This is a genomic window from Aeromicrobium sp. SORGH_AS_0981, from assembly GCF_031453195.1.
Classification (GTDB): domain Bacteria; phylum Actinomycetota; class Actinomycetes; order Propionibacteriales; family Nocardioidaceae; genus Aeromicrobium.
In genome coordinates this window covers 2,109,933-2,130,722 of record NZ_JAVIZD010000001.1, presented here as the reverse complement: position 1 = coordinate 2,130,722, position 20,790 = coordinate 2,109,933, and the positions used below count along the sequence as shown (strand labels likewise).

The window sequence follows — 20,790 nt, the reverse complement described above, 5'->3', positions numbered from 1 at the left end:
CGTAGGTCCGGACAGACGCCTGCCCGGCGACCGCGAGCGGTCACCGGGCAGGCGTCGTGGTGTGCAGCGTCAGAGCGACATGCGACGACGCTCGTTGATGAGCACCGCGGCGCCGAAGAGCACCAGGCCCAGACCCAGCAGCCAGAAGGGCAGCAGGTTCGGGGCGCCCGTGCTGGGCAGCGTGGTGGTCACGTCGGCGTCGGCCTGCGCGTCGGCGTCCGCGACCGCGTCGGCCTGGGCGTCGGACGCAGCGTCCGCGATGGCGTCGGCGTCGGCCTGGGCGTCAGCCTGGGCATCGGCCTGGGCGTCAGCCTGCGCGTCGGCGTCGGCCTGCGTGTCGGCCTGCGCGTCGGTGTCGTCCGCCGCGGTCAGCGCGACCTCGGCGTTGGCGAGGTCGACGCTGGCGAGCTGACCACCGAGCAGGTCGACGCGGAGCGCGCCCTGACGGTAGTAGGTACCGGTCGCGGCGGCCGCCAGGACGCCGGCGCTCTCGCCGCCCGCGGACAGCGTGGGCGTCGTGGACGTCGACTGCGTGTTGGCCGTCAGCTTGACGATGCGGGCCAGGTCGGGAGCGAGGTCGCCGAGCAGGTCGTCGATCGGGGCGCCGATCTGCTGCACCGCGTCGGTGACCTGCTTGAGGATCGCCGTCAGCGGGTCGGTGAGCGCACCGAGGTCGGACTCCGGGATGACCGTCGTGCCGGCCACGGTGACCTGCAGGCTGACCTTGCCGATGTTGGTGACGATGTCGTCGATCGCGTTGTTGAGGACGTTCGTGATCTTGCCGGCGATCAGGTCGCTGGTGATGTACTGCACGAGGTCCGTGTTCGGCGGCAGGTTGTTGATGTCGACGCCGGCCGCCTGCAGGATCTTCGCGAGGTCGAGCGAGATCGTGCCGGTCGCCAGGTCGACGGCCACGCCGTCGCTGGAGAAGTTGGCGATGCCGCTCGTGACGTCACCGAGGCCCTTGACCTGGACGGTGACCAGCTGCGCGAGCGTCTCGTTCGTCAGGATGGCGCCGATCTGGGGCGGCAGGTTGCAGAGATTGACGTTCGAGACGCCGAGGAGCGTCAGGACCGGCTCGAGCGCGTCGCCGACGGCACCGAGGCCGAGGCTGTCGAGCTGTGCCAGCAGGGTGCTGGTGGCGACGTTCAGCGTGTTGCCGATCACCGGGCACAGCGAGGCCGGGCTGATGGTGATGTCGTTCGCCGCGTCCAGGCCGTTGAGCGCCGTGGAGAGGTCACCGGTCAGGTCGGCGAGCAGCGGGACCTTGACGTCCAGCGTGGCGCTGCCGATCTGGTAGTCACGCGTCAGGTCGCCCTTGTCGATGACGGCGGAGCCGGACAGCGCGCCGAGCGACAGGTCGACACCCGCGAGCTCGTCGTTGATGCCGTTCAGGACACCGCCGTCGAGCGAGATCTTCGCGTTCGAGGGGAACTCGCCGTTGCCGGGGGCCAGGATCGCGCCGGTGTTGTTCACGGCACCGCTGGCCGCGGCGGCGGAGTTGGTCTGGGGGGCCGCGGCGTAGTGGTTCGCGACGCCGGCCGAGCCGTTGCCCGGGCTCAGGAAGTCGGCCAGGTTGAGGTCGATCCCGCCGGGGATGTCGATCGGGATGGCCTGCAGCACCGTCAGCGACAGCGGGTTGGTGTTCGGCCCCGGGTCGCCCGGGTTGTCGGCCGAGGTGCCCTCCAGCTCCGCGATGGCGTCGAGGTTCGTGCCGCCGATCGTGCCGCTGAGGAAACGGCTGGTCGCGTGCGACTCCGTCTCGTCGGCCGCGTTGGCGGAGAAGGCCGCCGCTGAGGTGATGAGCAGGGTGCTCAACCCGAGGGCGAGGGTGTTCCTGCCGAGCTTGTTCATCGTGGAGTGACTCCCATGTCGCTGTGTCTTGCGGTGCGCTTCTTGGGGGAAGAGCTGCGGACCGCGGGCCGGTGCAACGCCCGCCTCAGCGGTCGTTGCGGGACATCTTACGCAGATCTCAGGTCACCGTGCGCTCCGACTGTCACCTGAGACACATCACACAGAGTTGCGCAGGTCAACCAGGCCGGCGTGGTCCGGCGTCCCCCGCCGTCGCGCCCACCAGGCCCGGCACCACCGTCCGCCACGCTGCCACGAGGCGTCGCTGACGAGCATCATGTCGACCGCGATCATCACGAGCGAGAAGTACATGATCCCCATGAACACCCCGATGCCGAGGTGCATGCCGGTGATCACCACGAGGGACACGGCCCGGGTGCTGCGGTAGAGCAGCAGCACGGGGAACAGCAGCTGGACGACGATGGCGGTCCAGGTCGCGGCCATGACGACGGGCGACGCGCTCGACAGCGGGTGCAGGAGGTCGCGCCACGGCGAGTAGGCCTCGGTCTGCAGCGGGTAGTAGACGGCCGTGCCGTCGAGCCAGAGGTCGCTCTGCACCTTCCAGAGCGCCGAGCCCACGTAGACCATGACCACCTGGTGGATGATCAGGACCACGGCCACGTTGTGGAGCGTGGTCGACAGCCAGCCGGGCAGCACCGGACGCAGCTCCCCGCGGCGGGCACGCAGCCAGGCGTCGACGGAGAGGTGCCGGCCGGAGTCGGTGAAGCAGGCGTACAGCAGCACCATGCGCAGCACCGCGTCGCCGCCGGAGCCGACGAACGGGTTGCAGACGTACAGCGACATCCAGAGGAACAGGGTCAGCAGCGCCGACGCGCGGGTCCAGAGGCCCACCATGAGCAGCACGCCCGCCAGCACCGTGAGCAGGTACAGCGCGTCGAAGCTCGCACCGTGGGCCTGCTGGAAGATGCCCAGGAAGCCCGGCCAGGACTTCACGTCGCGCACGCCCTGCGTCCACGTCGCGCCGTCGCCCCACGTGTAGTGGCGGTCGGACCAGTTGGCGAGCAGCTGCGTCCAGACGATGAGACCGAGCACGATCCGCGTGATGGCGAGGCCGCGCGTCGCGTGCTTGCGCGCGGTCAGCCAGGTCCAGACCCGGTCACCGACGCCGCTCATCGGTGCCTCCGCAGGAAGTCGGCGACCACGGCGCGCTCGGCGGCGTCGCCGCGCAGCGGGGTCCGCCAGCCGTTGATCCGCTGGACCGGCGTGGGACGCGCGGTCTGCCGCTCCGCCGCCGAGCCGTGCCGCGCCACCCAGGGCGTGACGTCCTGGCCGCGCGTCGCGTACCGGACGGCGACCAGGCGGCGTCCGGGGTGGGCGGCCTCCAGCGCGTCGGTGGCCAGCTCCGTCGTCGCGCGGTCGTAGGCGAGGTAGAGGGCCACCTGCGCGTCGTCGAAGCGGTCGTTCGAGCCCGCGCGCAGCTCACGGTCGAGCCGCCGCCACGTCAGGACCTTGGCGGGGTCGACGACGTCGGCGACCGCGCGCTGGGGCTCGTCGAGCGCCGCGTAGCGGTTCGCCAGCGGACCGTAGAGCTTGTTGGTGACGTAGCCGGCGCGACCGCCGACGAGGCGGTGGCGCACGAGGTCGAGCTCGACGTCGGTCCAGTCCAGCCACGGCGTGACCTCGGTGCGGCCGTCCTCCTCGTAGGCCCCCTGGAAGCGCACGACCCGGTCGGACGCGATCGGGTTCGGGGCGAACAGCCGCCAGTTCTGCGAGAAGTAGGCGCCGAGGTACGACGTCGCGGGACGCGCGGCGTCGGAGTACGCGTTCGGCGGCAGGGCGGCTGCGGTGACGCCGAGCAGGTGCGCGGCGCCGAGCGCGACGACCACGCCGACGACCGCGACACGCCACCGGGAGGGACGCGGACGCGCGTCGACCGACTCGTGCTGCACCCGGTCACGGTACTCGCCGGACCCGCGCGAGGATGGCCACATGCACGTACGGACCGTCTCGCCCCACGACCCCGACGTCGCGGCGCTGCTCGACGAGCACCTCGCCGAGATGCGGGCGACGTCACCGCCGGAGAGCGTCCACGCCCTCCCCCACGACGCGCTGGCCCGTCCGGACGTGCGCATGGTCGCCGCCTGGACCGACGAGGAGCCGCCCGTGCTGCTCGGGGTCGGCGCGCTGAGGACGCATCCCGGACTGCTCGGGGAGCTCAAGGCCATGCGGACCCCGCAGGCAGCCCGAGGTCGCGGTGTCGCGGCCGCCGTCCTGGAGCACCTCGTCGACGTCGCCAGGGCCGACGGTCTCCAGCGGGTCTCCCTCGAGACCGGCGCGGAGGAGCACTTCGCCCCCGCCCGGCGGCTCTACGCGCGGCGCGGCTTCGTCGAGTGCGGGCCGTTCGCCGACTACGGACCGGACCCGCTCAGCGTCTTCATGACGCTCGACCTCGCGGCGGACGCAGGCGCTCAGGCCTCGGGGCCGAAGCTCGCGTTGTAGCGGCGCAACGTCGCGGCGACGTCGCAGAGGTCCTCACGGCTCCAGTCCGCGAACCGCTCGCCGAGCAGCTCCCGCCGGGCGGCGTCGACGGCCCGGACCCGACGACGCCCCTCGTCGCTGACCGAGAGGAGCGTCGCCCGTCCGTCGTCGGGGTCGGGCGTCCGGTCGACGAGGCCGAGGTCGAGCAGGTGCTGCACGGAGCGGCTCACCGCGCCCTTGTCGAGGTGGAGGACGTCGCACAGACCGCTCCCCCGGACCGGGCCGTCGGCCTCGACCTGCACGAGGACGAGGTACCCGATGGCCTGCAGGTCCGGGTGCACGAGCCGCGCGCGCTCGGTGAGCGCCCGGCGGGCCCGGCGCATCAGCACCCCCACCTCGTGCTCGACGAGCCGGAGCGCGTCGAGCGACGAGGCGGCGGGGGGCACCGTGCCGGCGGTCATCGCAGGCTCGCCACCGTGTCGGCCGGCTGGCCCTCGGTCTCGAGCACCTCCACGTCCTTCTGGATCGTGGTGCGCAGCGGCACCTCCTTGATGAACAGGATGCACACGAGCGCGGCGACCGCGAACGGCGTGGCCACGAGGAAGATGTGGCCGAACGCGTCGCCGAAGGCGGTCTCGTACAGCGTCCGGAACGGCCCAGGCAGCGTGGACAGGTCGGGGATCTGGCCCGTCGAGTGGCTCAGCCGCTCGAGGTCGGCCCGGTCGAGCTGGCCGGAGGCGGCGAGGTCGCGCACGCCGTCGGAGACGTTGCCCTTCACGTCGTGGCTCAGGATCGTGCCGAGCACGGCCACGCCGGCCGACCCGCCCAGCGAGCGGAAGAACGCGACGACGGAGCTGGCGGCGCCCATGTCCTCGAGCCGCGTGTTGTTCTGCACGGCGAGCACCAGGTTCTGCATCGTGGCGCCGAGACCGAGGCCGACGAGTGCCATGTAGAGCCCGACGACGTACAGCGGGGTGCTGGCGTCGATCGTGCCGAGCAGGCCGAAGCCGAGCACGACGAGCAGCATGCCGCCGACCAGCCAGCGCTTCCAGACGCCGGTGCGGCTGATGATCCGCCCGGAGGTGATGCTCGAGACGAGCAGGCCGCCGACCATCGCGATCGACATCAGGCCGGCCTCGGTCGGCGTCATGCCGCGCGAGTACTGGAAGTACTGGCTCAGGTAGACCGTCGCGCCGAACATCGCGACGCCGATCATGACGGAGGCGAGGGTGGCCAGCGACGTGGTGCGGTCGCGGAAGAGTCGCAGCGGGATGATCGGCTCGCGGGCGTACCGGGCCTCGACGACGAGGGCGAGCGCGATGAGCAGCACACCGCCGACGACGAGCAGGGCGGACGTGGCGGAGACCCAGGCGAAGTGCGCACCGGCGAGGGAGATCCAGACGAGCAGGAGGCTGACGCCGCCCATGATCAGCGTGGCGCCGAGGTAGTCGATCGAGACCTCGCGGCGCACGACGGGCAGGTGCAGCGTGCGCTGCAGCAGGACGAAGGCGGCGACGGCGAACGGCAGGCCGACGAAGAAGCAGCCGCGCCAGCCGAGCGGGCTGTCGACGATCACGCCACCGATGAGCGGTCCGCTGACGGTCGCGAGGGCGAAGACGGCACCGATGTAGCCGGAGTAGCGACCACGCTCACGGGGGCTGACCATCGAGGCGATGACGACCTGCACGAGGGCGGTGAGGCCGCCGACGCCGAGGCCCTGCACGGCGCGGGCGCCGATGAGCACGCCCATGCTCTGCGCGGAGGCGGCGATGAGCGACCCGATCGTGAAGATGACGAGCGCCACCTGCACGAGCAGCTTCTTGCTGAACAGGTCGGCCAGCTTGCCCCAGATGGGCGTGGTGGCGGTCATGGTGAGCAGCGTCGCGACGACGACCCAGGTGTAGCCGGTCTGGCTGCCCTTCAGGTCGGTGACGATCCGCGGCAGCGCGTTCGTGACGACGGTGCTGGACACCATGGCGACGAACATCGCGAGGAGGAGGCCGCTCAGCGCCTCGAGCACCTGGCGATGGGTCATCTCCCCGCTGTCCTCGGACGACGGTGGTGCGGCGGCGGTGGTGGGTTCTGGCACGGCTCCTCTTTCTGCTCGGACGGACTGGTTGACATCCACAACCATACTCCGATAGTTGTCGTCTGCAACCAAGCACGACGTGACCTCGGCCACCCCGTCGCGGCATCGGCCATGATGGGGCGCATGACCGCGCTCGGAGTCGTCCTCGTCGCCCTCGCAGCAGCGCTGCACGTGTACATCTTCTGGCTCGAGTCCTTCGCCTGGACGAGCCCGCGGGGACGCCGCACCTTCGGCCTCGGCCCGGAGGAGGCCGAGGCCACGCGCGAGCTCGCCTACAACCAGGGCTTCTACAACCTCTTCCTGGCCGTGACGGCCGGAGCAGGAGCCGTGCTCCTGGCACTCGACGTCACCACCGTCGGCGCCACCCTCGCGTTCACGGGTGCGGGCTCGATGGTCGCGGCCGCCCTCGTGCTCCTCGTGTCGAGCCCCGACAAGGCGCGCGCCGCCGTCTCGCAGGGCACGCTGCCGCTGCTCGGTGTCCTCGCGCTGGCCGTCGGCCTGCTCTGAGCCCCGCTCCCCCGCCGTCCAGGACGACGCAGGAGGGCCCGGACCGTCGCGGTCCGGGCCCTCCTGTGCGTACGGGGTGCGTCAGCGGTGCAGGTCGAAGCGGTCTGCCTCCATGACCTGGACCCAGGCGCCGACGAACTCCTCGACGAACGCGTCCGCGCCGTCGTCGCTCGCGTACACCTCGGCCACCGCCCGCAGCTCGGAGTTCGAGCCGAAGACCAGGTCGGCCCGGCTGCCCGTCCAGCGGACGGCACCGGCGGCGTCGCGGCCCTCGTAGATCCCGGCCTCGGGGTCGACGGAGGTCCACGTGACGTCCATGTCGAGCAGGTTCACGAAGAAGTCGTTCGTGAGGGTGCCCGGGGCGTCGGTGAGGACACCGAGCGTGGACCGGTCGTAGGTGGCGCCCAACACCCGCAGACCGCCGACCAGGGCGGTCAGCTGCGGGGCGCTGACGCCGAGCAGGTTCGCGCGGTCGAGGAGCAGGTGCTCCGCCGGCAGCCGGTTGCCCTTGCCGAGGTAGTTGCGGAACCCGTCGGCCCGCGGCTCGAGCCACTCGAACGACGGGACGTCGGTGTGCTCGAGGGTCGCGTCGACGCGGCCCGGCGTGAACGGCACCTCCAGCTCGCGACCGGCCGCCTTCGCGGCCAGCTCGATGCCGACACCGCCCGCGAGGACGATGAGGTCGGCGAGGGAGACGCCGGTCCCCGACTCCGCCTGGATGCCCTCGAGCACGCCGAGGACACGACGCAGCTCGCCCGGGTTGTTGACCTCCCAGCCGATCTGCGGCTCGAGCCGGATGCGCGCACCGTTGGCGCCACCGCGCTTGTCGCTGCTGCGGAACGTCGACGCCGACGCCCACGCGGTGCCGACCAGGTCGGTCACGCTCAGGCCGGAGTCGGCGACGCGCTGCTTGAGGTCCGCGATGGCTGCGGCGTCGAGCGGGGCGCCCGTCGCCTCGGGCAGCGGGTCCTGCCAGATCAGCGTCTCCGCCGGGACCTCGGGGCCGAGGTAGCGGTCCTTCGGGCCCATGTCGCGGTGGGTGAGCTTGAACCAGGCGCGCGCGAACGCATCGGCGAACGCGGCCGGGTCGTCCTTGTAGCGACGCGAGATCTGCTCGTAGGCGGGGTCGACGCGCAGCGCCACGTCGGTCACGAGCATGCGCGGCTTGCGGTTCGGGCCGCCGTGGGCGTCGGGGATGATCGCCTCGGCGTCCTTCGCCTCGAACTGCCAGGCGCCGGCGGGGCTCTTGGTCAGCTCCCACTCGTACCCGAAGAGCAGCTCGAAGTAGTCGTTGGACCACTGGACGGGCGTGCGCGTCCAGGTGACCTCGAGACCCGACGTGATCGTGTCGTTGCCGTGGCCGGCGCCGAAGGAGTTCTTCCAGCCCAGGCCCTGCTCCTCCAGCGACGCGCCCTCGGGCTCGGCGCCGACGTACTTCTCCGGGTCGGCCGCACCGTGCGTCTTGCCGAGCGTGTGGCCGCCGGCGATCAGGGCGACGGTCTCCTCGTCGTTCATGGCCATGCGGCCGAACGTCTCGCGGATGTCGCGGGCCGCGGCCAGCGGGTCGGGCTCGCCGTTGGGGCCCTCGGGGTTGACGTAGATGAGGCCCATCTGGACGGCGGCGAGGGGGCGCTCGAGCTCCCGGTCGCCGGTGTAGCGCTCGTCGCCGAGCCACTCGGTCTCCGGGCCCCAGTACACGTCGGCGTCCGGCTCCCACACGTCCTCGCGGCCGCCGGCGAAGCCGAAGGTCTCGAAGCCCATGGACTCCAGCGCCACGTTGCCGGTGAGCACGATGAGGTCGGCCCACGAGAGGTTCTTGCCGTACTTCTTCTTGACCGGCCAGAGCAGGCGGCGGGCCTTGTCGAGGTTGCCGTTGTCGGGCCAGCTGTTCAGCGGGGCGAAGCGCTGCTGGCCGGCGCCCGCGCCGCCACGGCCGTCGTGCACGCGGTAGGTGCCGGCGCTGTGCCACGCCATGCGGATCATGAGACCGCCGTAGTGGCCGAAGTCGGCGGGCCACCAGTCCTGCGAGGTGGTGAGGACCTGCTCGATGTCGCGCTTGACCTCGGCGAGGTCGAGCGACTCGAACGCCGCGGCGTAGTCGAAGTCGTCGCCGAGCGGGTTGGCGACCGAGGGGTTCTTCGCCAGGATCTTGAGGTTCAGGCCCTCGGGCCACCACACCTTGTTGGCGTCCTGGCGCGTCGGGTAGGGCAGGCTGTCGTGCGCGACGGGGCACTGGCCCTCCGGCGCACCCTTGGCCTCCAGCGGGTCGTTCATCTCGCCGACTTCGGCGTTCGGCTTGTCGTGCTCGCTCACGATGTTCCTCTCAGGTGGGTGGACGGTGCGGACCGCTGCCCTCAGGCGGGCGCGGGAGTCTGGGGGTCGCGCGGGGTCGCTGTCGACCCGGCGCGCGCACAGGCGGGGCAGGTGCCCCAGAAGATCACCTCGGCCTCGTCGATGACGAAGCCGTGGTCCTGCGACGGGACGAGGCAGGGCGCCTCCCCCGTCGCGCAGTCGACGTCGGCGATGGTGCCGCAGGTACGGCACACGACGTGGTGGTGGTTGTCGCCCACGCGCCGCTCGTACCGGGCCGTGTGGCCGTGCGGCTGGATGCGACGCACGAGACCGGCCTCGGTGAGCGCCGCGAGCGAGTCGTAGACCGCCTGGTGCGAGACGTCGGGGACGTCGCGCCGCGCGGCGTCGATCACGTCGCCGGTGTCGGCGTGCGGCAGCCGCTCCAGCGCCTCGAGCACGGCCACCCGCGGGCGGGTGACACGCAGACCGACCCCGCGGAGGAGATCGGCGACGTCGAGGGGCGGCATGGCGTCGACTCTACCGGCGTTTCTTGAACGAGTCAAGAAAGGACACGCGGTGTTCACCTGCTGCCCGCGTGCCGGTTCCTCGAGCGCGCTGACGAGCCGGCGCCCCCGCCGGCTCGTACCCTGGTCCGATGACGATCAGCGGCGCTCGTCGAGCCGAGTTCATCGAGTCCTTCGCGCGGGCGTGGACGTCGCGGGGCGCGTCGCGCACCGAGGGTCGGATCGCCGCGTACCTCCTCCTCGACGAGTCCGACGGCGTCACGGCCGCGCAGATCGCCGCCGACCTCGACGTGAGCACGGGGTCGGTCTCCAACGCCACCCGCAGCCTCGCCGACGCCGGCTTCGTCCACCACGAGCGACGTCCCGGCGAGCGGGCCACACGCCACTTCATGGCGCGCGACGTGTGGGGTCGCTTCCTCCAGCACGAGCGGCCCTACCTGCAGGCCCAGCGCGACCTCGCCGCCCGCGCGCTGCCCGACGTCCCGGAGGGCAGCCCGGCCCACGAGCGACTCACCCACATGCACCACTACATGGCGTGGCTGCTCGACGACGTCCGCCTCGACGAGCGCTGGCAGGAGGTCAAGGCCGAGCGCGCTGATCCTGCAGCGGGACCATCAGCGGAGTAGCCGACTCCGGGTCCTCGATCAGCCGGCAGCGCACGCCGAAGACCTCCTCGACCTGGGCGCTCGTCACGACCTCGCGCGGCGTGCCCTCGGCCACGACGCCGCCGTCACGCATGAGCACGACGCGGTCGGCGTAGCGGGCCGCCTGGTTCAGGTCGTGCAGCACCGCCACGACGGTGCGTCCGGCGGCCCGGATCTCCTGGCACAGGCGCAGCACGTCGAGCTGGTGCGCGAGGTCGAGGAACGACGTCGGCTCGTCGAGCAGGACGAACTCGGTCTGCTGCGCGAGGACCATGGCGATCCACGCACGCTGCCGCTGCCCTCCCGAGAGGTCCGCCACCCGTCGACCCGCCAGCGCGTCGACGCCCGTGGCCGTCAGCGCCGAGGCGATCGCCTCGTCGTCGCCCTCGCTCCACTGCCGCAGCGGCGCGTGGTACGGGTGCCGGCCCCGGGCGACCAGCTCCTCGACGGTGATGCCGTCGGGCACCACGGGCTCCTGCGGCAGCAGGCCGATCCGTCGGGCGACGTGCTTGGAGCGGTGCCGCTCGACGGGCACGCCGTCGAGCACGACCCGGCCCGCCGTCGGCCGCAGCGTCCGGGCGAGGGTCTTGACCAGGGTCGACTTGCCGCAGCCGTTGGGCCCGATCACGGCCGTGAAGTGACCGCGGCTCACCGTGAAGTCGAGGTCGCGCAGCACCGGGGCGCCGCCGTAGCCCACGGTGATCCCGTCGGCACGCAGGGACGAGGCGTTCATGGCGTGACGTTCCTCCAGTGGACGAGCAGCAGGTAGCCGAGGTAGGCGCCGCCGACCCCGATCGTGACGACCCCGACGGGCAGCCCCTCCGCGGCGGGGACGTGCTGGGCGACCACGTCGGCGGAGAGCACGATCAGCACGCCGACGAGCGCCGAGGCCACGAGGTTGGGGCCCACGGCGCAGGTGAGACGACGGGCGACGTGCGGCGCGGTCAGGGCGACGAACGAGATGGGCCCGGAGACCGAGACGGCCACGGCAGCCAGGAGCACCGACAGCACGATGGCCCAGGTCCGGGTCGCCGAGGCGCGGGCACCGAGCGCGTCGCAGAGCTCGTCACCCATGTCCATGACGAGCAGCCGGTGGTGCAGGGCCGCGACGCAGGGCAGCAGCAGGAGCAGGCCCCCCGCGATGGTCGCGGCGTGCCCGAGGTCGCGGGCCGAGAGCGAGCCGACCGTGTAGGCGGCCAGCGCGTGCGCACTGTCGCGCATCTCGACGGCCACGACGTACTGGGTCACCGCCGTGCACATGGCCGCCACGCCGATGCCGGTGACGATGACCCGGGCAGGCGACGCGAAGCCCGAGCCGTTCGCCAGGTACACGACGCCGATCGCCGCGCCGGCGCCCAGCACCGCTCCGACGGGGGCCGGCACGGTGGAGCCGAGCACCACCGTCACGGCCACGCCGGCCCCCGCTCCGGCAGCCAGGCCGATGACGTCAGGGCTGCCCAGGGGGTTGCGGGTCACGGTCTGGAACAGGGCACCCGCGACACCGAGGGCGACGCCCACCCCGACCGCGACGAGCAGGCGCGGTCCCCGCAGCCGTTCGAGCACGAACCGCGACCTCGCGTCGAGGTCGCCGGTGACGGCGTCGCGCAGGTCCACCGCGGACAGACCGAGCCGGCCGAGCGACAGCGTCAGCAGCGAGAGCACCACGCTCACCGCCACGACGACCAGGCAGACGGTCACGGTGCGGCGACGGACGGGCAGGACCACCCGCCGCACGGCCGCGCTCATGCGGCGAGCCTCGTCCGTCGCACCGCCGCGAGCAGGAAGGGCGCGCCGAGGAACGCGGTCACGACGCCGACCATGAGCTCGGTGGGCCGCGCCACCACCCTGGCCAGCACGTCGGACCCCACGAGCAGGGCGGCCCCGAGCAGCAGGGCCACGGGCACCTGCCAGCGCAGGTCGGAGGCGACGAGCGCCCGCGCGACGTGCGGCACCGCCAGGCCGACGAAGACGATGGGCCCGGCCGCCGCCGTGGCCGCTGCCGCGAGCAGCGTGGCAGCGGCGAGGGCCCCGAACCGCACCCACACGACCCGCACGCCGAGCGACGTCGCGACGGCGTCACCGAGCTGCACGGTGTTCAGGCCGGGCGCGACCAGCACCGTCAGCAGCAGACCGACGAGCATGACCGGGGCCACCATGGCCAGCGTCTCCCAGCGCACCCCGGCGAGGGACCCGACCACCCAGAAGCGGTAGGAGTCGAACGCGTCGGGCCGGGTCAGGATCATCGCCTGGACGTAGGCGCCCAGCACCGCGCTGACGACCGCTCCGGCGAGGATCAACGGGACGACCGACTCGCCGCCAGCACGCCGCCCCAGGGCGTAGACGACCGCCACGGCGACGAGGGCGCCCGGGATGGCCACCCACACCGTCGCCGTGCCCGCCCCGAGCTCGAGGAACGCCGTGGCGGTCACGATGGCGGCGGAGGCGCCCATGCTCACGCCGAGCAGTCCCGGCTCGGCGAGCGGGTTGCGGGTCACCGCCTGGATCAGCAGCCCGGCCACGGCCAGCGCGGCTCCCACCACCGCGCCGACCACGGTGCGCGGCACCCGGGCCTCGACGATCCGACCCAGGTACTCGTCGCCGCGACCGGTCAGCACGTCCCAGACGTCCGACACCTCGTTGGCGCGCACCCCGAGCACGACGCTCAGCGCCGCGGTGCACGCGAGGACGACGACCAGGCCGAGGAGCAGAGCCCCTCGACGCATCACGCGTCGGCCCGCGCCAGGGCTCGGTCGATGATCGGCTGGTAGCGCTCGAGCGCCCAGGGCACGGTCAACGGCGTGATGATCGAGGACGCCGTCACGAAGGACTGGTCCGTGGGCGCGACGAGCGCACCCTTCTGCACCGCGGGGATCCCGGCGTACAGCGGCTGGGACTCGGTCTCCCGGCGACTCTTCTCGTCGGCGTAGAAGGTGAAGACCAGGTCGGAGTCGTCGAGCATGTCGGCGTTCTCGAGGCCGATGAGCGCGGAGTCGGTGCCCGGCTCCTCCCAGTCCTTCAGCTCCTTCTCGCTCAGTGCGGGCTCCAGCCCGAGGGCCGACACGAACGTCACCCGCTGCTCGCCCGGGTAGAACACGCCGAGCGTGCCGGGACCGTTCGTGTAGACGAAGGAGAACGTCCGTCCCTCGTACTCCGGGTTCGCGGCGGAGGCGAACTGCTGCTCGATGTCGTCGACGAGCCCGGCGGCGGCCTCCTCCTCGCCCAGCGAGCGGCCGATCGTCGCGATCTGGTCCTCCCAGGTGATGACCCACGGCTCCTTCTCGTAGGCGACGGTGGGGGCGATGTCGCTGAGCAGGTCGTACTGCTCCTGCGTCACGCCCGACCACGGAGCCAGGATGAGGTCGGGCTCGAGCTCGAGGATCGCCTCGACGTCGAGCTCGGTGCCGCCCGTGAACTGCTGCGGCAGCTCGTCGCCGCGCTCGGTGACGGCCTCGTGGATCCACGGCAGGTAGCCGGTGTCGTCGGCGCCCCAGGGGTAGGACTCGATGCCGACCGGCGTGACGCCCAGCGCGATGGCCGTCTCGGCCGACCCCTGACCCAGGGTGACCACGCGCTCGGGCTTCTCGGTGATCTCGGCGGTGCCCAGCGCGTGCTCGATCCGCACGGTGTCGAAGTCGCTCGACGCGGGGTCCTCGGCCGTGGACGACCCTCCGCAGGCGGACAGCAGCAGGGCGGCGCACAGCGCTCCCACGACGCCGGTGAGCACGGGACGGACGGACGACATGGGGCCTCCTGGTCGACGGGTGGCACGACGTGCCACTGATCACTCAGGTGGACCTTAGTTGATGTTCAAATTTTATGAAACACTCAGTCGTGCGACGTGGGACACGTGCCGACCCCCTGCCGTGCACCGCCGTCCCGCACGACCCACACCGCCTCACGGTGCCGTGGGACCGGGTCTTGCGCTCTCGGTCCCACCGCCTCTACGGTACGAGCCGTTAGGACAGCCTAACCTTACCGAAGGAGCACGATGAGCACCTCCCTCCCCCGCCGCCTCCCCCTCGCCCTGGGTCTCGCCGCTGCGGCGGTGACCCTCGCCGCGCCGACCGTGGCGCACGCGGCCGGCACCATCTCCGTCACGCCGAGCATGGGCCTGTCGTCCAGCGCCAGCGGCTCCGTCGTCACCGTCACCGGCTCCGGCTACACGGCCAACGGGACCTACAAGGTCGGCACCTGCTCGACGAAGTCCTACGGGATCCTCGGCGTGCCCGCGTGCTCGTCCGGTGTGGAGACGACGGCCGACGCGAACGGGAACATCTCCGTCAGCTACACCGCGAAGAAGGTCAACTCCAACGCCCACTACGGCATCCCGGTGGCCGGCGCGGGACAGCCCGCGACGTTCACCTGCAAGGGCAGCGCGGCCAACGACCAGTGCGCCGTGACGATCACCTCGCACAACGGCACGTCCTCGACCGTCGAGGCACAGGCCAACATCACCTTCCAGTGAGCCCCGGACGGGGGCGCGGACCGGAGTCCGCGCCCCCGTCGCGTCCTCCCCTCCTCCCCCGTCACCCTCCCCCCGAAGGACCGCCATGGCTCCCGTCCGCCTCCTCCCCCACGTCGTCCTGACGGCGCTCCTCGCGGGGCTGCTCGTCGCACTGCCGACCACGGCCCCCGCGACCGCGGCCGGGTCGTCGAGCACGATCACCTCCGGCTCCGTGGTCTGGGGCCTGAAGGACTCCTGGCGCTCCTACATCGGCGACGGCTCCGAGGCCGGCGACGGCGCGACCGTCACCGCGTGGAAGGGCACCACGCCCGTCGCCTTCCGGTTCCCGGTCGAGTCCGGCAGCTACGACCCCGAGTCCCGCACCACGACCCTCGACCTCGCCGGGTCGGTCCACTTCCGCAGCTGGTACGGCCAGGTCCAGCCCGACAAGTGGGCCCTCGACACGAAGTACTCCGACCTCACCCTGACGATCAGTCCCACGGTGCAGGAGATCCGCGGCACCCACACCGGCTACACGCGCGACGATCCCGGGGGCGAGCTGCACCACGACGTCGACGTCGTCCTGGCCCAGCTCGACGTGACCGACGTCGAGCCGACCACCGCCTCCGGCACCACCACGTGGACCGACGTCCCTGCCGTCGCGGGCCCGGGCTTCTCCATCTACGGCCAGGGCACGACCCTCGACCCCGTCTCGATCGAGTACGCGGGCGACGGCGGCAAGCCCGACCTGACCGAGCGCTTCGACCGTCCCGGCGTCCCGGCGCTGCGCGAGGACGGCCGCTGGATGTCGGTGAGCACGACGTCGGGCCTCGGCACGGCGAGCCGGGCCCTGGAGGTCTCCCCGCGCGGCGACGTCGTCTACGTCGCCGAGATCGCGCCGGAGATCGGCGACACGCTCGTCGTCCGTGCGCTCGACGCCCGCACGATGGAGCCGGTGGGCCAGCCCTTCGAGCAGCCCGTCGCCCCGGAGGAGGTCTACACGGGTCGCTACCTGCGCACCACGATCGACCCCGCCACCGACACGCTCTTCTACGTGACGAGCCGCGACGGCGACCCTGCCGTCCGGACGACCGTGCGGTCCCTGACGTTCGACCGCGGGACCGGCACGTTCACGTCCTCCGTCGTCGGCCGTCTGCACGACGGCCGGACGGACGAGGACGGGAACACCCAGGTCCCCGGCGTCGGCTCGCTGGCGTGGAACCCGGTGGCCCACGAGCTCGCCGTCCTCTCCGACGACCCGGAGGCGACCGACCTGGCCGGCAAGGTCACCCTCTTCCGCTTCAGCCGCGCGGGCGACGGCTGGACCCGGTCCGCGGGCACGATGACGCTGCCCACGACCGGCGAGTACGCGGGTGCCGTCGAGTACGCGGGTCCGTTCACGAGCGGTGAGATGGACACCGACCCCGACCTCGCGGCGCTGGGCGACGGCTCCTACGTGCTGGCCACCGGGACCGGGTACGGCTACGTCGACGATGAGGTCCGCTACCTGCCCGCCCTGCACCTGCGGCCGTCGGGCGACACGGTCGAGGTCACGCCCATCGCGGGGACGCGGCACACCAGCACGGTGTTCGGCACCTACTACGGCTACACCTCGGCGACACCCGGGCCGGACGGCTCGGTGCTGCTGCACGGGTCGGGTCAGTCGATCGAGGACTACGTGCGCGTCGACCTGGTCGACGGTGTCGCCACGGCCCGCGAGCCCTTCCGCGGCCCGGACGTCTACCCCGACTACGGCTACTCGGTGTTCGCGGCGTCGATGGTCTACGACGCCGGCCGCGACCTGCTGTGGGCGACCGACAACGCCAACACCGACGGCGAGGCCGTCCAGCTCGTGCGCCGCGACGGGTCGACGGTGGGCTACCGCGTGCCCGACTACGCGACCTACTCCTTCGGACGCGCCCTGCTCAAGGTGGGTCCCGACGGCTCGCTCTACGTCCCGCTGAAGAAGGACGGCTTCGGCTACGCACGACTCGCGTTCGGCGGAATCACCCCGACGGTCGACGCGCAGCCGCAGGACGTGTCGGTCCGGCTCGGCGCCGACGAGACCGCGCGCGACGTCAGCCTGCGCGCCGAGGTCTCCGGCGCCTCGAGCGTGCAGTGGCAGCGACGAGCCGTCGGCGCCTCCCGCTTCACCGACGTCGAGGGCGCCACGGGCTCCTCGCTGACGGTGGCCGCCTCACCCACCACCGCCGGGACCACCTACCGCCTCAGGGTCGTCAACGACGCCGGCACGGTGGTCTCCGACGAGGCGCGGCTGAGCGTCACCTACCCGCCGCGCTTCGCCGTGCAGCCCCGCGACGTCCGCACCCGTCCGGGCACCGTCGCGAACCTCAACGCCGAGGTGCTCGCGTCCCCCGAGGTCACGTCGAGCAGCTGGCAGCGTCGGGTGGGCGGGTTCTGGACGACGGTCGGCACGGACGACGAGGACCTCGTCGTCGGCGACACGTCGCTCACGGTCCGCGAGACCAGCACCGACCAGACCGGCTCGCAGTTCCGGCTCAAGGTCACCAGCGACCTCGGCACGACCTACTCCCGGACGGCGACGCTGACGGTCGAGGCACCGGCGCCCCAGGCAGGCAGGGTGAGCGGGGCGACGCTGGAGTGGTCGGGCTCGCAGGAGCTGCAGAAGGCGCCGCCGTTCGGCGGGTCGTCCTACTTCTCGGCCGGCGTCTCCGACGGCAGCGAGGGCACCTACCGGGCCGAGGCCGGCAGCGTGTCGGTGCTGCAGCTCGACGGCGAGGAGCGCACCCCCGCCTCCTGGGCCACGCGTGCGGCGCACGTCGACTCCGACCCCGGCACCCGTCAGGTCGTGACGCTGGACGACGGACGGGGACGCATCGACCAGGACGGGTCGGCGACGATCACGTGGTCGGGCGCCTGGACCGTGAACTTCTACGGCGGGCTCGTGCCGTTCACGCTGAGCGACCCGGTCCTCACCGTCGACCCGGAGGGCGTCGGCCGGCTGACCGCAGACCTCTCGGGCTACGGGTCCTCGCAGGAGAACCCGGGCGAGAAGACCCCGATCGCCCCCGTCAAGGACGTCGTCGTCGCCACCTACCGCGACGTCGAGGTCGACCCCGACGGCTTCGTGGTCGAGCCCGACTACGCGGGCGTCGAGGTGGACGTCCCCGAGGGTGCGAGTGCGCAGCTGCGGACGGGCGACGCGTGGGGCTCCTGGCCCCAGCCGTTCGTCGACTTCCACGCACGCACCGGGCTCACGTCGTACTGGTACAGCTCGGGCGGCGCGGCCGACCCGGACAAGCCCCCGGCGCCGATCACCGTCGGCCCGTTCGAGGTCGACGGGACCGACCCGGTGGCGGAACCGCCGACGATCCTGACCCAGCCGAGCCCCATGACCGCCACGGTCGGCCGTCGGGCACGGTTCTCGGTCATGGCGTCGGGAGAGGACCTGTCGTACCAGTGGCAGCGCAGGGTCGGCTCGAGCTGGCTGACCGTCGCCGACGCGGACGGCCCGACGCTGACGCTCGAGCGCGTGGTCACGGCCGACCGGCGTGCGACCTTCCGGGTGCGGGTCAGCAACGCGAGCGGCACGGTCGTCTCGCGGGCCGTCCGGCTCGACGTCGCTGCCGCACGCACCGCGGCGCACGTGTCGCTCTCCCGCGCGTCGCAGACGTCCAGGGCCCCCGCCTCGAGGCGGGCCTTGGTCCGCGTGCGGCTCACCGCGTCGAACGGCACGACACCCGTCGGCACCGTCACCGTCCGGCTCGGCAGCCGCAAGGTCGCGACCGCACGCACCAGCGGCGGCCGCGCCACGGTCCGCCTCCCGGCGGGCCTCGCCCGCCGCGGCTACGCGGTCCGCGCCACCTTCACCCCGCGCGACCCCGCCTCGTTCACGACGGCGACGAGCCGCCCGGTGCGGTTCCGCGTGCGCTGAGCAAGCGGTAGGTGCGGCGCGGAACCCGGGTCAGCGGTAGGTCAGCCGCCTCATCGGGACGCGGTCACGCGTCTCACCTACCGCTGCCGGGGGAAGGCCCGGGACAGCGATGAAGGCCCCCAGTCTCTTCGACTGGGGGCCTTCTGCCGTTCGAGTGGAGCATAGGAGACTCCGTCGCTCGCTGACGCTCGCTCCTCCCCGAATCGCCAGTCCCGATTCGGACGAAGAAGAGCCCCCACAGACAGCGAAGAGCCCCCCAGCACGATTGCTGGGGGGCTCTTCTTCGTCCGAGTGGAGCATAGGAGATTCGAACTCCTGACCTCTTCCATGCCATGGAAGCGCGCTACCAACTGCGCCAATGCCCCTCGCGGGTGGTTCTCGCACTCGTCGATCACCGAGTAAGAACTCTAGACCCTCCCCCCGGGCGGGTAAACACCGGGGGTCACCCGTCGTCCGACATCACCGGCTCGGGCAGCGTGCCCGCGTTCCACTCGGTGAGCCGCCACCGGGTGTCGTGCTCGGGCGAGATCTGCTCCAACGCGATCCACGAGCAGTTCGACAGCCCCGCGAACGTGCGCCAGGTGGCCTCCGGGAAGCCGAGGAACGTGCACACGCCCACGCGGAGCACGGCACCGTGCGCGACGACCACGAGCGTCTGCTCGTCCTCGAGCGTCTCCAGGGCCTCCGTCACCGCGGCCGACAGACGGGCACCCGCCTCCGCGTGGAGCTCCGCGCCCGGGAACCGCTCCTCGCGGTCCTCCAGCATGGCCTTCATCAGGTCGGGGAAGCGCTCCCACGACTCCTTCCAGGTGAGGCCCTCGCGCTCACCGAAGTTCATCTCGCGCAACCGCTCGTCGAGCTCCACCGACACCCCGGTCAGCCTCGACAGCTCCTCGGCCGTGTGACGGGCCCGCTGCAGGTCCGAGCTGACGATCCGCACCGGCCGCAACGACGCCAGGCGCGCCGCCGCCGCAGCGGCCTGCCGGACACCGACCTCGTCGAGCGCCGTGTCCGTCTGGCCCTGCACCCGACCGGCGACGTTCCACTCCGTGCGCCCGTGGCGCCACAGGACGACCCGGCGGGTCACGCGAGCCCGAGGTCGATCGTCGGGCAGTCGCTCCACAGCCGCTCGAGGGCGTAGAACGCGCGCTCCTCGGTGTGCTGGACGTGCACCACGACGTCGGAGAAGTCGAGCAGGATCCAGCGACCCTCGCGGTCGCCCTCGCGGCGCACCGGCTTCGCGCCCTGCTCCAGCAGCTTCTCCTCGACCGCGTCCTTGATGGCGCGGGCCTGCGGCTGGTTCGCGGCGCTGCACAGCAGGAACACGTCGGTGATGAACAGCTGCTCGGAGACGTCGAAGGCGATGATCTCGGTCGCCAGCTTCTCGTCCGCGGCGGCCGCAGCCACCCGGGTCAGCTCGACGGCACGGTCGGTTGCGGTCATGAGGGGTCCTCGGAGTCGGAGGCGGAGTAGAGACGGTGCTTCGCGATGTACTGCACGACACCGTCGGGAACGAGGTACCAGACCGGCTCGCCCGACGCGACGCGTCCACGGCAGTCGGTCGAGGAGATCGCGAGGGCCGGGATCTCGACGAGCGTGATCCGCTCGGCCGGCAGGCCGGCGAGCGTCTGCTCGTCCATCTCGTGCCCGGGACGGGTACAACCGACGAAGTGGGCGAGCTCGAACAGCTCGTCGTGGTCGCGCCACGTCAGGATCGCGGCCATCGCGTCGGCACCGGTGATGAAGTACAGGTCGGCGTCGGGCATGGCCGCGGCCAGCTCGCGCAGCGTGTCGATCGTGTAGGTGAGTCCGTCGCGGTCGATGTCGACCCGGCTCACCTCGAAGCGCGGGTTCGCCGCCGTCGCGATCACCGTCATCAGGTAGCGGTGCTCGGCCGGCGAGACCTCACGGTCGGCCTTCTGCCACGGGCGCCCGGTGGGGACGAAGACGACCTCGTCGAGGTCGAACCACGACTGCACCTCGCTCGCGGCGACGAGGTGCCCGTGGTGGATGGGGTCGAACGTGCCACCCATGACGCCGACGCGACGTCGGCGGATCGGTGCGTGCTCGGGGGCCACGTCGAC

19 protein-coding genes and 1 tRNA gene are annotated in these 20,790 nt (G+C 72.2%); 5 read left to right on the top strand and 15 right to left on the bottom strand.

Annotated elements, in window-relative coordinates; translation table 11 throughout:
* Window positions 1-69 precede the first annotated feature (69 nt).
* From QE370_RS10765 to QE370_RS10755, 3 genes are all read right to left on the bottom strand, one after another.
* Complete coding sequence (locus QE370_RS10765; RefSeq protein WP_309634348.1) at window positions 70-1,854, bottom strand: choice-of-anchor G family protein; 1,785 nt, start codon at window positions 1,852-1,854, stop codon at window positions 70-72.
* Between the two features lie 156 nt (window positions 1,855-2,010).
* A complete protein-coding gene (locus tag QE370_RS10760; RefSeq protein ID WP_253022917.1) occupies window positions 2,011-2,985 on the bottom strand; it encodes an HTTM domain-containing protein in 975 nt (324 codons plus the stop codon).
* Window positions 2,982-3,761 (bottom strand): DUF5819 family protein, encoded by a 780-nt coding sequence (locus QE370_RS10755; protein WP_309634347.1) that lies wholly within the window; start codon window positions 3,759-3,761, stop codon window positions 2,982-2,984. The genes QE370_RS10760 and QE370_RS10755 overlap by 4 nt, the downstream gene beginning before the upstream one ends.
* Before the next feature lie 40 nt (window positions 3,762-3,801).
* Between QE370_RS10755 and QE370_RS10750 the strand changes: the two genes are divergently transcribed.
* Entirely contained in the window at window positions 3,802-4,311 is a 510-nt protein-coding gene (locus QE370_RS10750) for a GNAT family N-acetyltransferase (protein WP_253022913.1), read from the top strand.
* Here the strand turns inward: QE370_RS10750 and QE370_RS10745 are convergent.
* The gene (locus tag QE370_RS10745) at window positions 4,281-4,751 is read right to left on the bottom strand and encodes a MarR family winged helix-turn-helix transcriptional regulator (RefSeq protein ID WP_253022911.1); all 471 of its coding nucleotides are present in this window, start codon (window positions 4,749-4,751) and stop codon (window positions 4,281-4,283) included. The two genes, QE370_RS10750 and QE370_RS10745, sit on opposite strands and share 31 nt — an antisense overlap.
* Window positions 4,748-6,379, bottom strand: coding sequence for an MDR family MFS transporter (locus QE370_RS10740; RefSeq protein ID WP_308207028.1), 1,632 nt, complete (start codon window positions 6,377-6,379; stop codon window positions 4,748-4,750). The genes QE370_RS10745 and QE370_RS10740 overlap by 4 nt, the downstream gene beginning before the upstream one ends.
* Window positions 6,380-6,502: 123 nt before the next feature.
* Here QE370_RS10740 and QE370_RS10735 point away from each other — a divergent pair, with 123 nt between their 5' ends.
* Window positions 6,503-6,886 (top strand): DUF1304 domain-containing protein, encoded by a 384-nt coding sequence (locus QE370_RS10735; protein WP_253022910.1) that lies wholly within the window; start codon window positions 6,503-6,505, stop codon window positions 6,884-6,886.
* 81 nt (window positions 6,887-6,967) lie between these two features.
* Here the strand turns inward: QE370_RS10735 and katG are convergent, their stop codons facing one another.
* Both katG and QE370_RS10725 read right to left on the bottom strand, forming a co-directional pair.
* Window positions 6,968-9,160 (bottom strand): catalase/peroxidase HPI, encoded by a 2,193-nt coding sequence (gene katG / locus QE370_RS10730; protein ID WP_253022953.1) that lies wholly within the window; start codon window positions 9,158-9,160, stop codon window positions 6,968-6,970.
* Between the two features lie 80 nt (window positions 9,161-9,240).
* A complete protein-coding gene (locus tag QE370_RS10725; protein WP_253022909.1) occupies window positions 9,241-9,705 on the bottom strand; it encodes a Fur family transcriptional regulator in 465 nt (154 codons plus the stop codon).
* Between the two features lie 128 nt (window positions 9,706-9,833).
* Here QE370_RS10725 and QE370_RS10720 point away from each other — a divergent pair, with 128 nt between their 5' ends.
* On the top strand, window positions 9,834-10,328 hold the full coding sequence (locus QE370_RS10720; RefSeq protein WP_309634346.1) for a MarR family transcriptional regulator: 495 nt from the start codon (window positions 9,834-9,836) through the stop codon (window positions 10,326-10,328).
* On the opposite strand, the gene QE370_RS10715 is transcribed toward QE370_RS10720, so the two are convergent.
* From QE370_RS10715 to QE370_RS10700, 4 genes are read right to left on the bottom strand one after another with little or no spacing between them, the layout of a single operon-like run.
* Complete coding sequence (locus QE370_RS10715) at window positions 10,282-11,079, bottom strand: ABC transporter ATP-binding protein (RefSeq protein ID WP_253022907.1); 798 nt, start codon at window positions 11,077-11,079, stop codon at window positions 10,282-10,284. The genes QE370_RS10720 and QE370_RS10715 overlap by 47 nt on opposite strands.
* Window positions 11,076-12,092: an iron chelate uptake ABC transporter family permease subunit gene (locus tag QE370_RS10710; RefSeq protein WP_253022906.1), complete on the bottom strand. Its 1,017-nt coding sequence runs from the start codon at window positions 12,090-12,092 to the stop codon at window positions 11,076-11,078. The genes QE370_RS10715 and QE370_RS10710 overlap by 4 nt, the downstream gene beginning before the upstream one ends.
* Complete coding sequence (locus QE370_RS10705; RefSeq protein ID WP_309634345.1) at window positions 12,089-13,069, bottom strand: iron ABC transporter permease; 981 nt, start codon at window positions 13,067-13,069, stop codon at window positions 12,089-12,091. The genes QE370_RS10710 and QE370_RS10705 overlap by 4 nt, the downstream gene beginning before the upstream one ends.
* Window positions 13,069-14,088, bottom strand: coding sequence for an iron-siderophore ABC transporter substrate-binding protein (locus QE370_RS10700; protein WP_253022904.1), 1,020 nt, complete (start codon window positions 14,086-14,088; stop codon window positions 13,069-13,071). Before QE370_RS10700 ends, QE370_RS10705 begins: the two co-directional genes overlap by 1 nt.
* Window positions 14,089-14,334: 246 nt before the next feature.
* Between QE370_RS10700 and QE370_RS10695 the strand changes: the two genes are divergently transcribed.
* Window positions 14,335-14,811, top strand: coding sequence for a neocarzinostatin apoprotein domain-containing protein (locus tag QE370_RS10695; RefSeq protein WP_253022902.1), 477 nt, complete (start codon window positions 14,335-14,337; stop codon window positions 14,809-14,811).
* An 85-nt stretch (window positions 14,812-14,896) separates the two neighbouring features.
* Window positions 14,897-18,706, top strand: a complete 3,810-nt coding sequence (locus QE370_RS10690; RefSeq protein ID WP_309634344.1) for an HtaA domain-containing protein — start codon at window positions 14,897-14,899, stop codon at window positions 18,704-18,706.
* Between the two features lie 292 nt (window positions 18,707-18,998).
* On the opposite strand, the gene QE370_RS10685 is transcribed toward QE370_RS10690, so the two are convergent.
* The 4 genes from QE370_RS10685 to nadD all read right to left on the bottom strand — a co-directional run bounded on the left by QE370_RS10685 (window position 18,999) and on the right by nadD (window position 20,784).
* Window positions 18,999-19,071: transfer RNA gene (locus QE370_RS10685), tRNA-Ala, on the bottom strand.
* A gap of 77 nt (window positions 19,072-19,148) precedes the next feature.
* The gene (locus tag QE370_RS10680) at window positions 19,149-19,793 is read right to left on the bottom strand and encodes a histidine phosphatase family protein (RefSeq protein WP_309634343.1); all 645 of its coding nucleotides are present in this window, start codon (window positions 19,791-19,793) and stop codon (window positions 19,149-19,151) included.
* Complete coding sequence (gene rsfS / locus QE370_RS10675; protein WP_253022895.1) at window positions 19,790-20,149, bottom strand: ribosome silencing factor; 360 nt, start codon at window positions 20,147-20,149, stop codon at window positions 19,790-19,792. Before rsfS ends, QE370_RS10680 begins: the two co-directional genes overlap by 4 nt.
* Window positions 20,146-20,784, bottom strand: a complete 639-nt coding sequence (gene nadD, locus QE370_RS10670; RefSeq protein WP_257721377.1) for a nicotinate-nucleotide adenylyltransferase — start codon at window positions 20,782-20,784, stop codon at window positions 20,146-20,148. The genes rsfS and nadD overlap by 4 nt, the downstream gene beginning before the upstream one ends.
* Window positions 20,785-20,790 lie beyond the last annotated feature (6 nt).

Bases quoted from the DNA above. Each gene is read 5' to 3' on its own strand.
- QE370_RS10765 (WP_309634348.1), bottom strand. From the start codon at position 1,854: ATGAACAAGCTCGGCAGGAACACCCTCGCCCTCGGGTTGAGCACCCTG.
- QE370_RS10760 (WP_253022917.1), bottom strand. From the start codon at position 2,985: ATGAGCGGCGTCGGTGACCGGGTCTGGACCTGGCTGACCGCGCGCAAG.
- QE370_RS10750 (WP_253022913.1), top strand. From the start codon at position 3,802: ATGCACGTACGGACCGTCTCGCCCCACGACCCCGACGTCGCGGCGCTG.
- QE370_RS10745 (WP_253022911.1), bottom strand. From the start codon at position 4,751: ATGACCGCCGGCACGGTGCCCCCCGCCGCCTCGTCGCTCGACGCGCTC.
- QE370_RS10735 (WP_253022910.1), top strand. From the start codon at position 6,503: ATGACCGCGCTCGGAGTCGTCCTCGTCGCCCTCGCAGCAGCGCTGCAC.
- katG (WP_253022953.1), bottom strand. From the start codon at position 9,160: ATGAACGACCCGCTGGAGGCCAAGGGTGCGCCGGAGGGCCAGTGCCCC.
- QE370_RS10725 (WP_253022909.1), bottom strand. From the start codon at position 9,705: ATGCCGCCCCTCGACGTCGCCGATCTCCTCCGCGGGGTCGGTCTGCGT.
- QE370_RS10720 (WP_309634346.1), top strand. From the start codon at position 9,834: ATGACGATCAGCGGCGCTCGTCGAGCCGAGTTCATCGAGTCCTTCGCG.
- QE370_RS10715 (WP_253022907.1), bottom strand. From the start codon at position 11,079: ATGAACGCCTCGTCCCTGCGTGCCGACGGGATCACCGTGGGCTACGGC.
- QE370_RS10710 (WP_253022906.1), bottom strand. From the start codon at position 12,092: ATGAGCGCGGCCGTGCGGCGGGTGGTCCTGCCCGTCCGTCGCCGCACC.
- QE370_RS10705 (WP_309634345.1), bottom strand. From the start codon at position 13,069: ATGCGTCGAGGGGCTCTGCTCCTCGGCCTGGTCGTCGTCCTCGCGTGC.
- QE370_RS10700 (WP_253022904.1), bottom strand. From the start codon at position 14,088: ATGTCGTCCGTCCGTCCCGTGCTCACCGGCGTCGTGGGAGCGCTGTGC.
- QE370_RS10695 (WP_253022902.1), top strand. From the start codon at position 14,335: ATGAGCACCTCCCTCCCCCGCCGCCTCCCCCTCGCCCTGGGTCTCGCC.
- QE370_RS10690 (WP_309634344.1), top strand. From the start codon at position 14,897: ATGGCTCCCGTCCGCCTCCTCCCCCACGTCGTCCTGACGGCGCTCCTC.
- rsfS (WP_253022895.1), bottom strand. From the start codon at position 20,149: ATGACCGCAACCGACCGTGCCGTCGAGCTGACCCGGGTGGCTGCGGCC.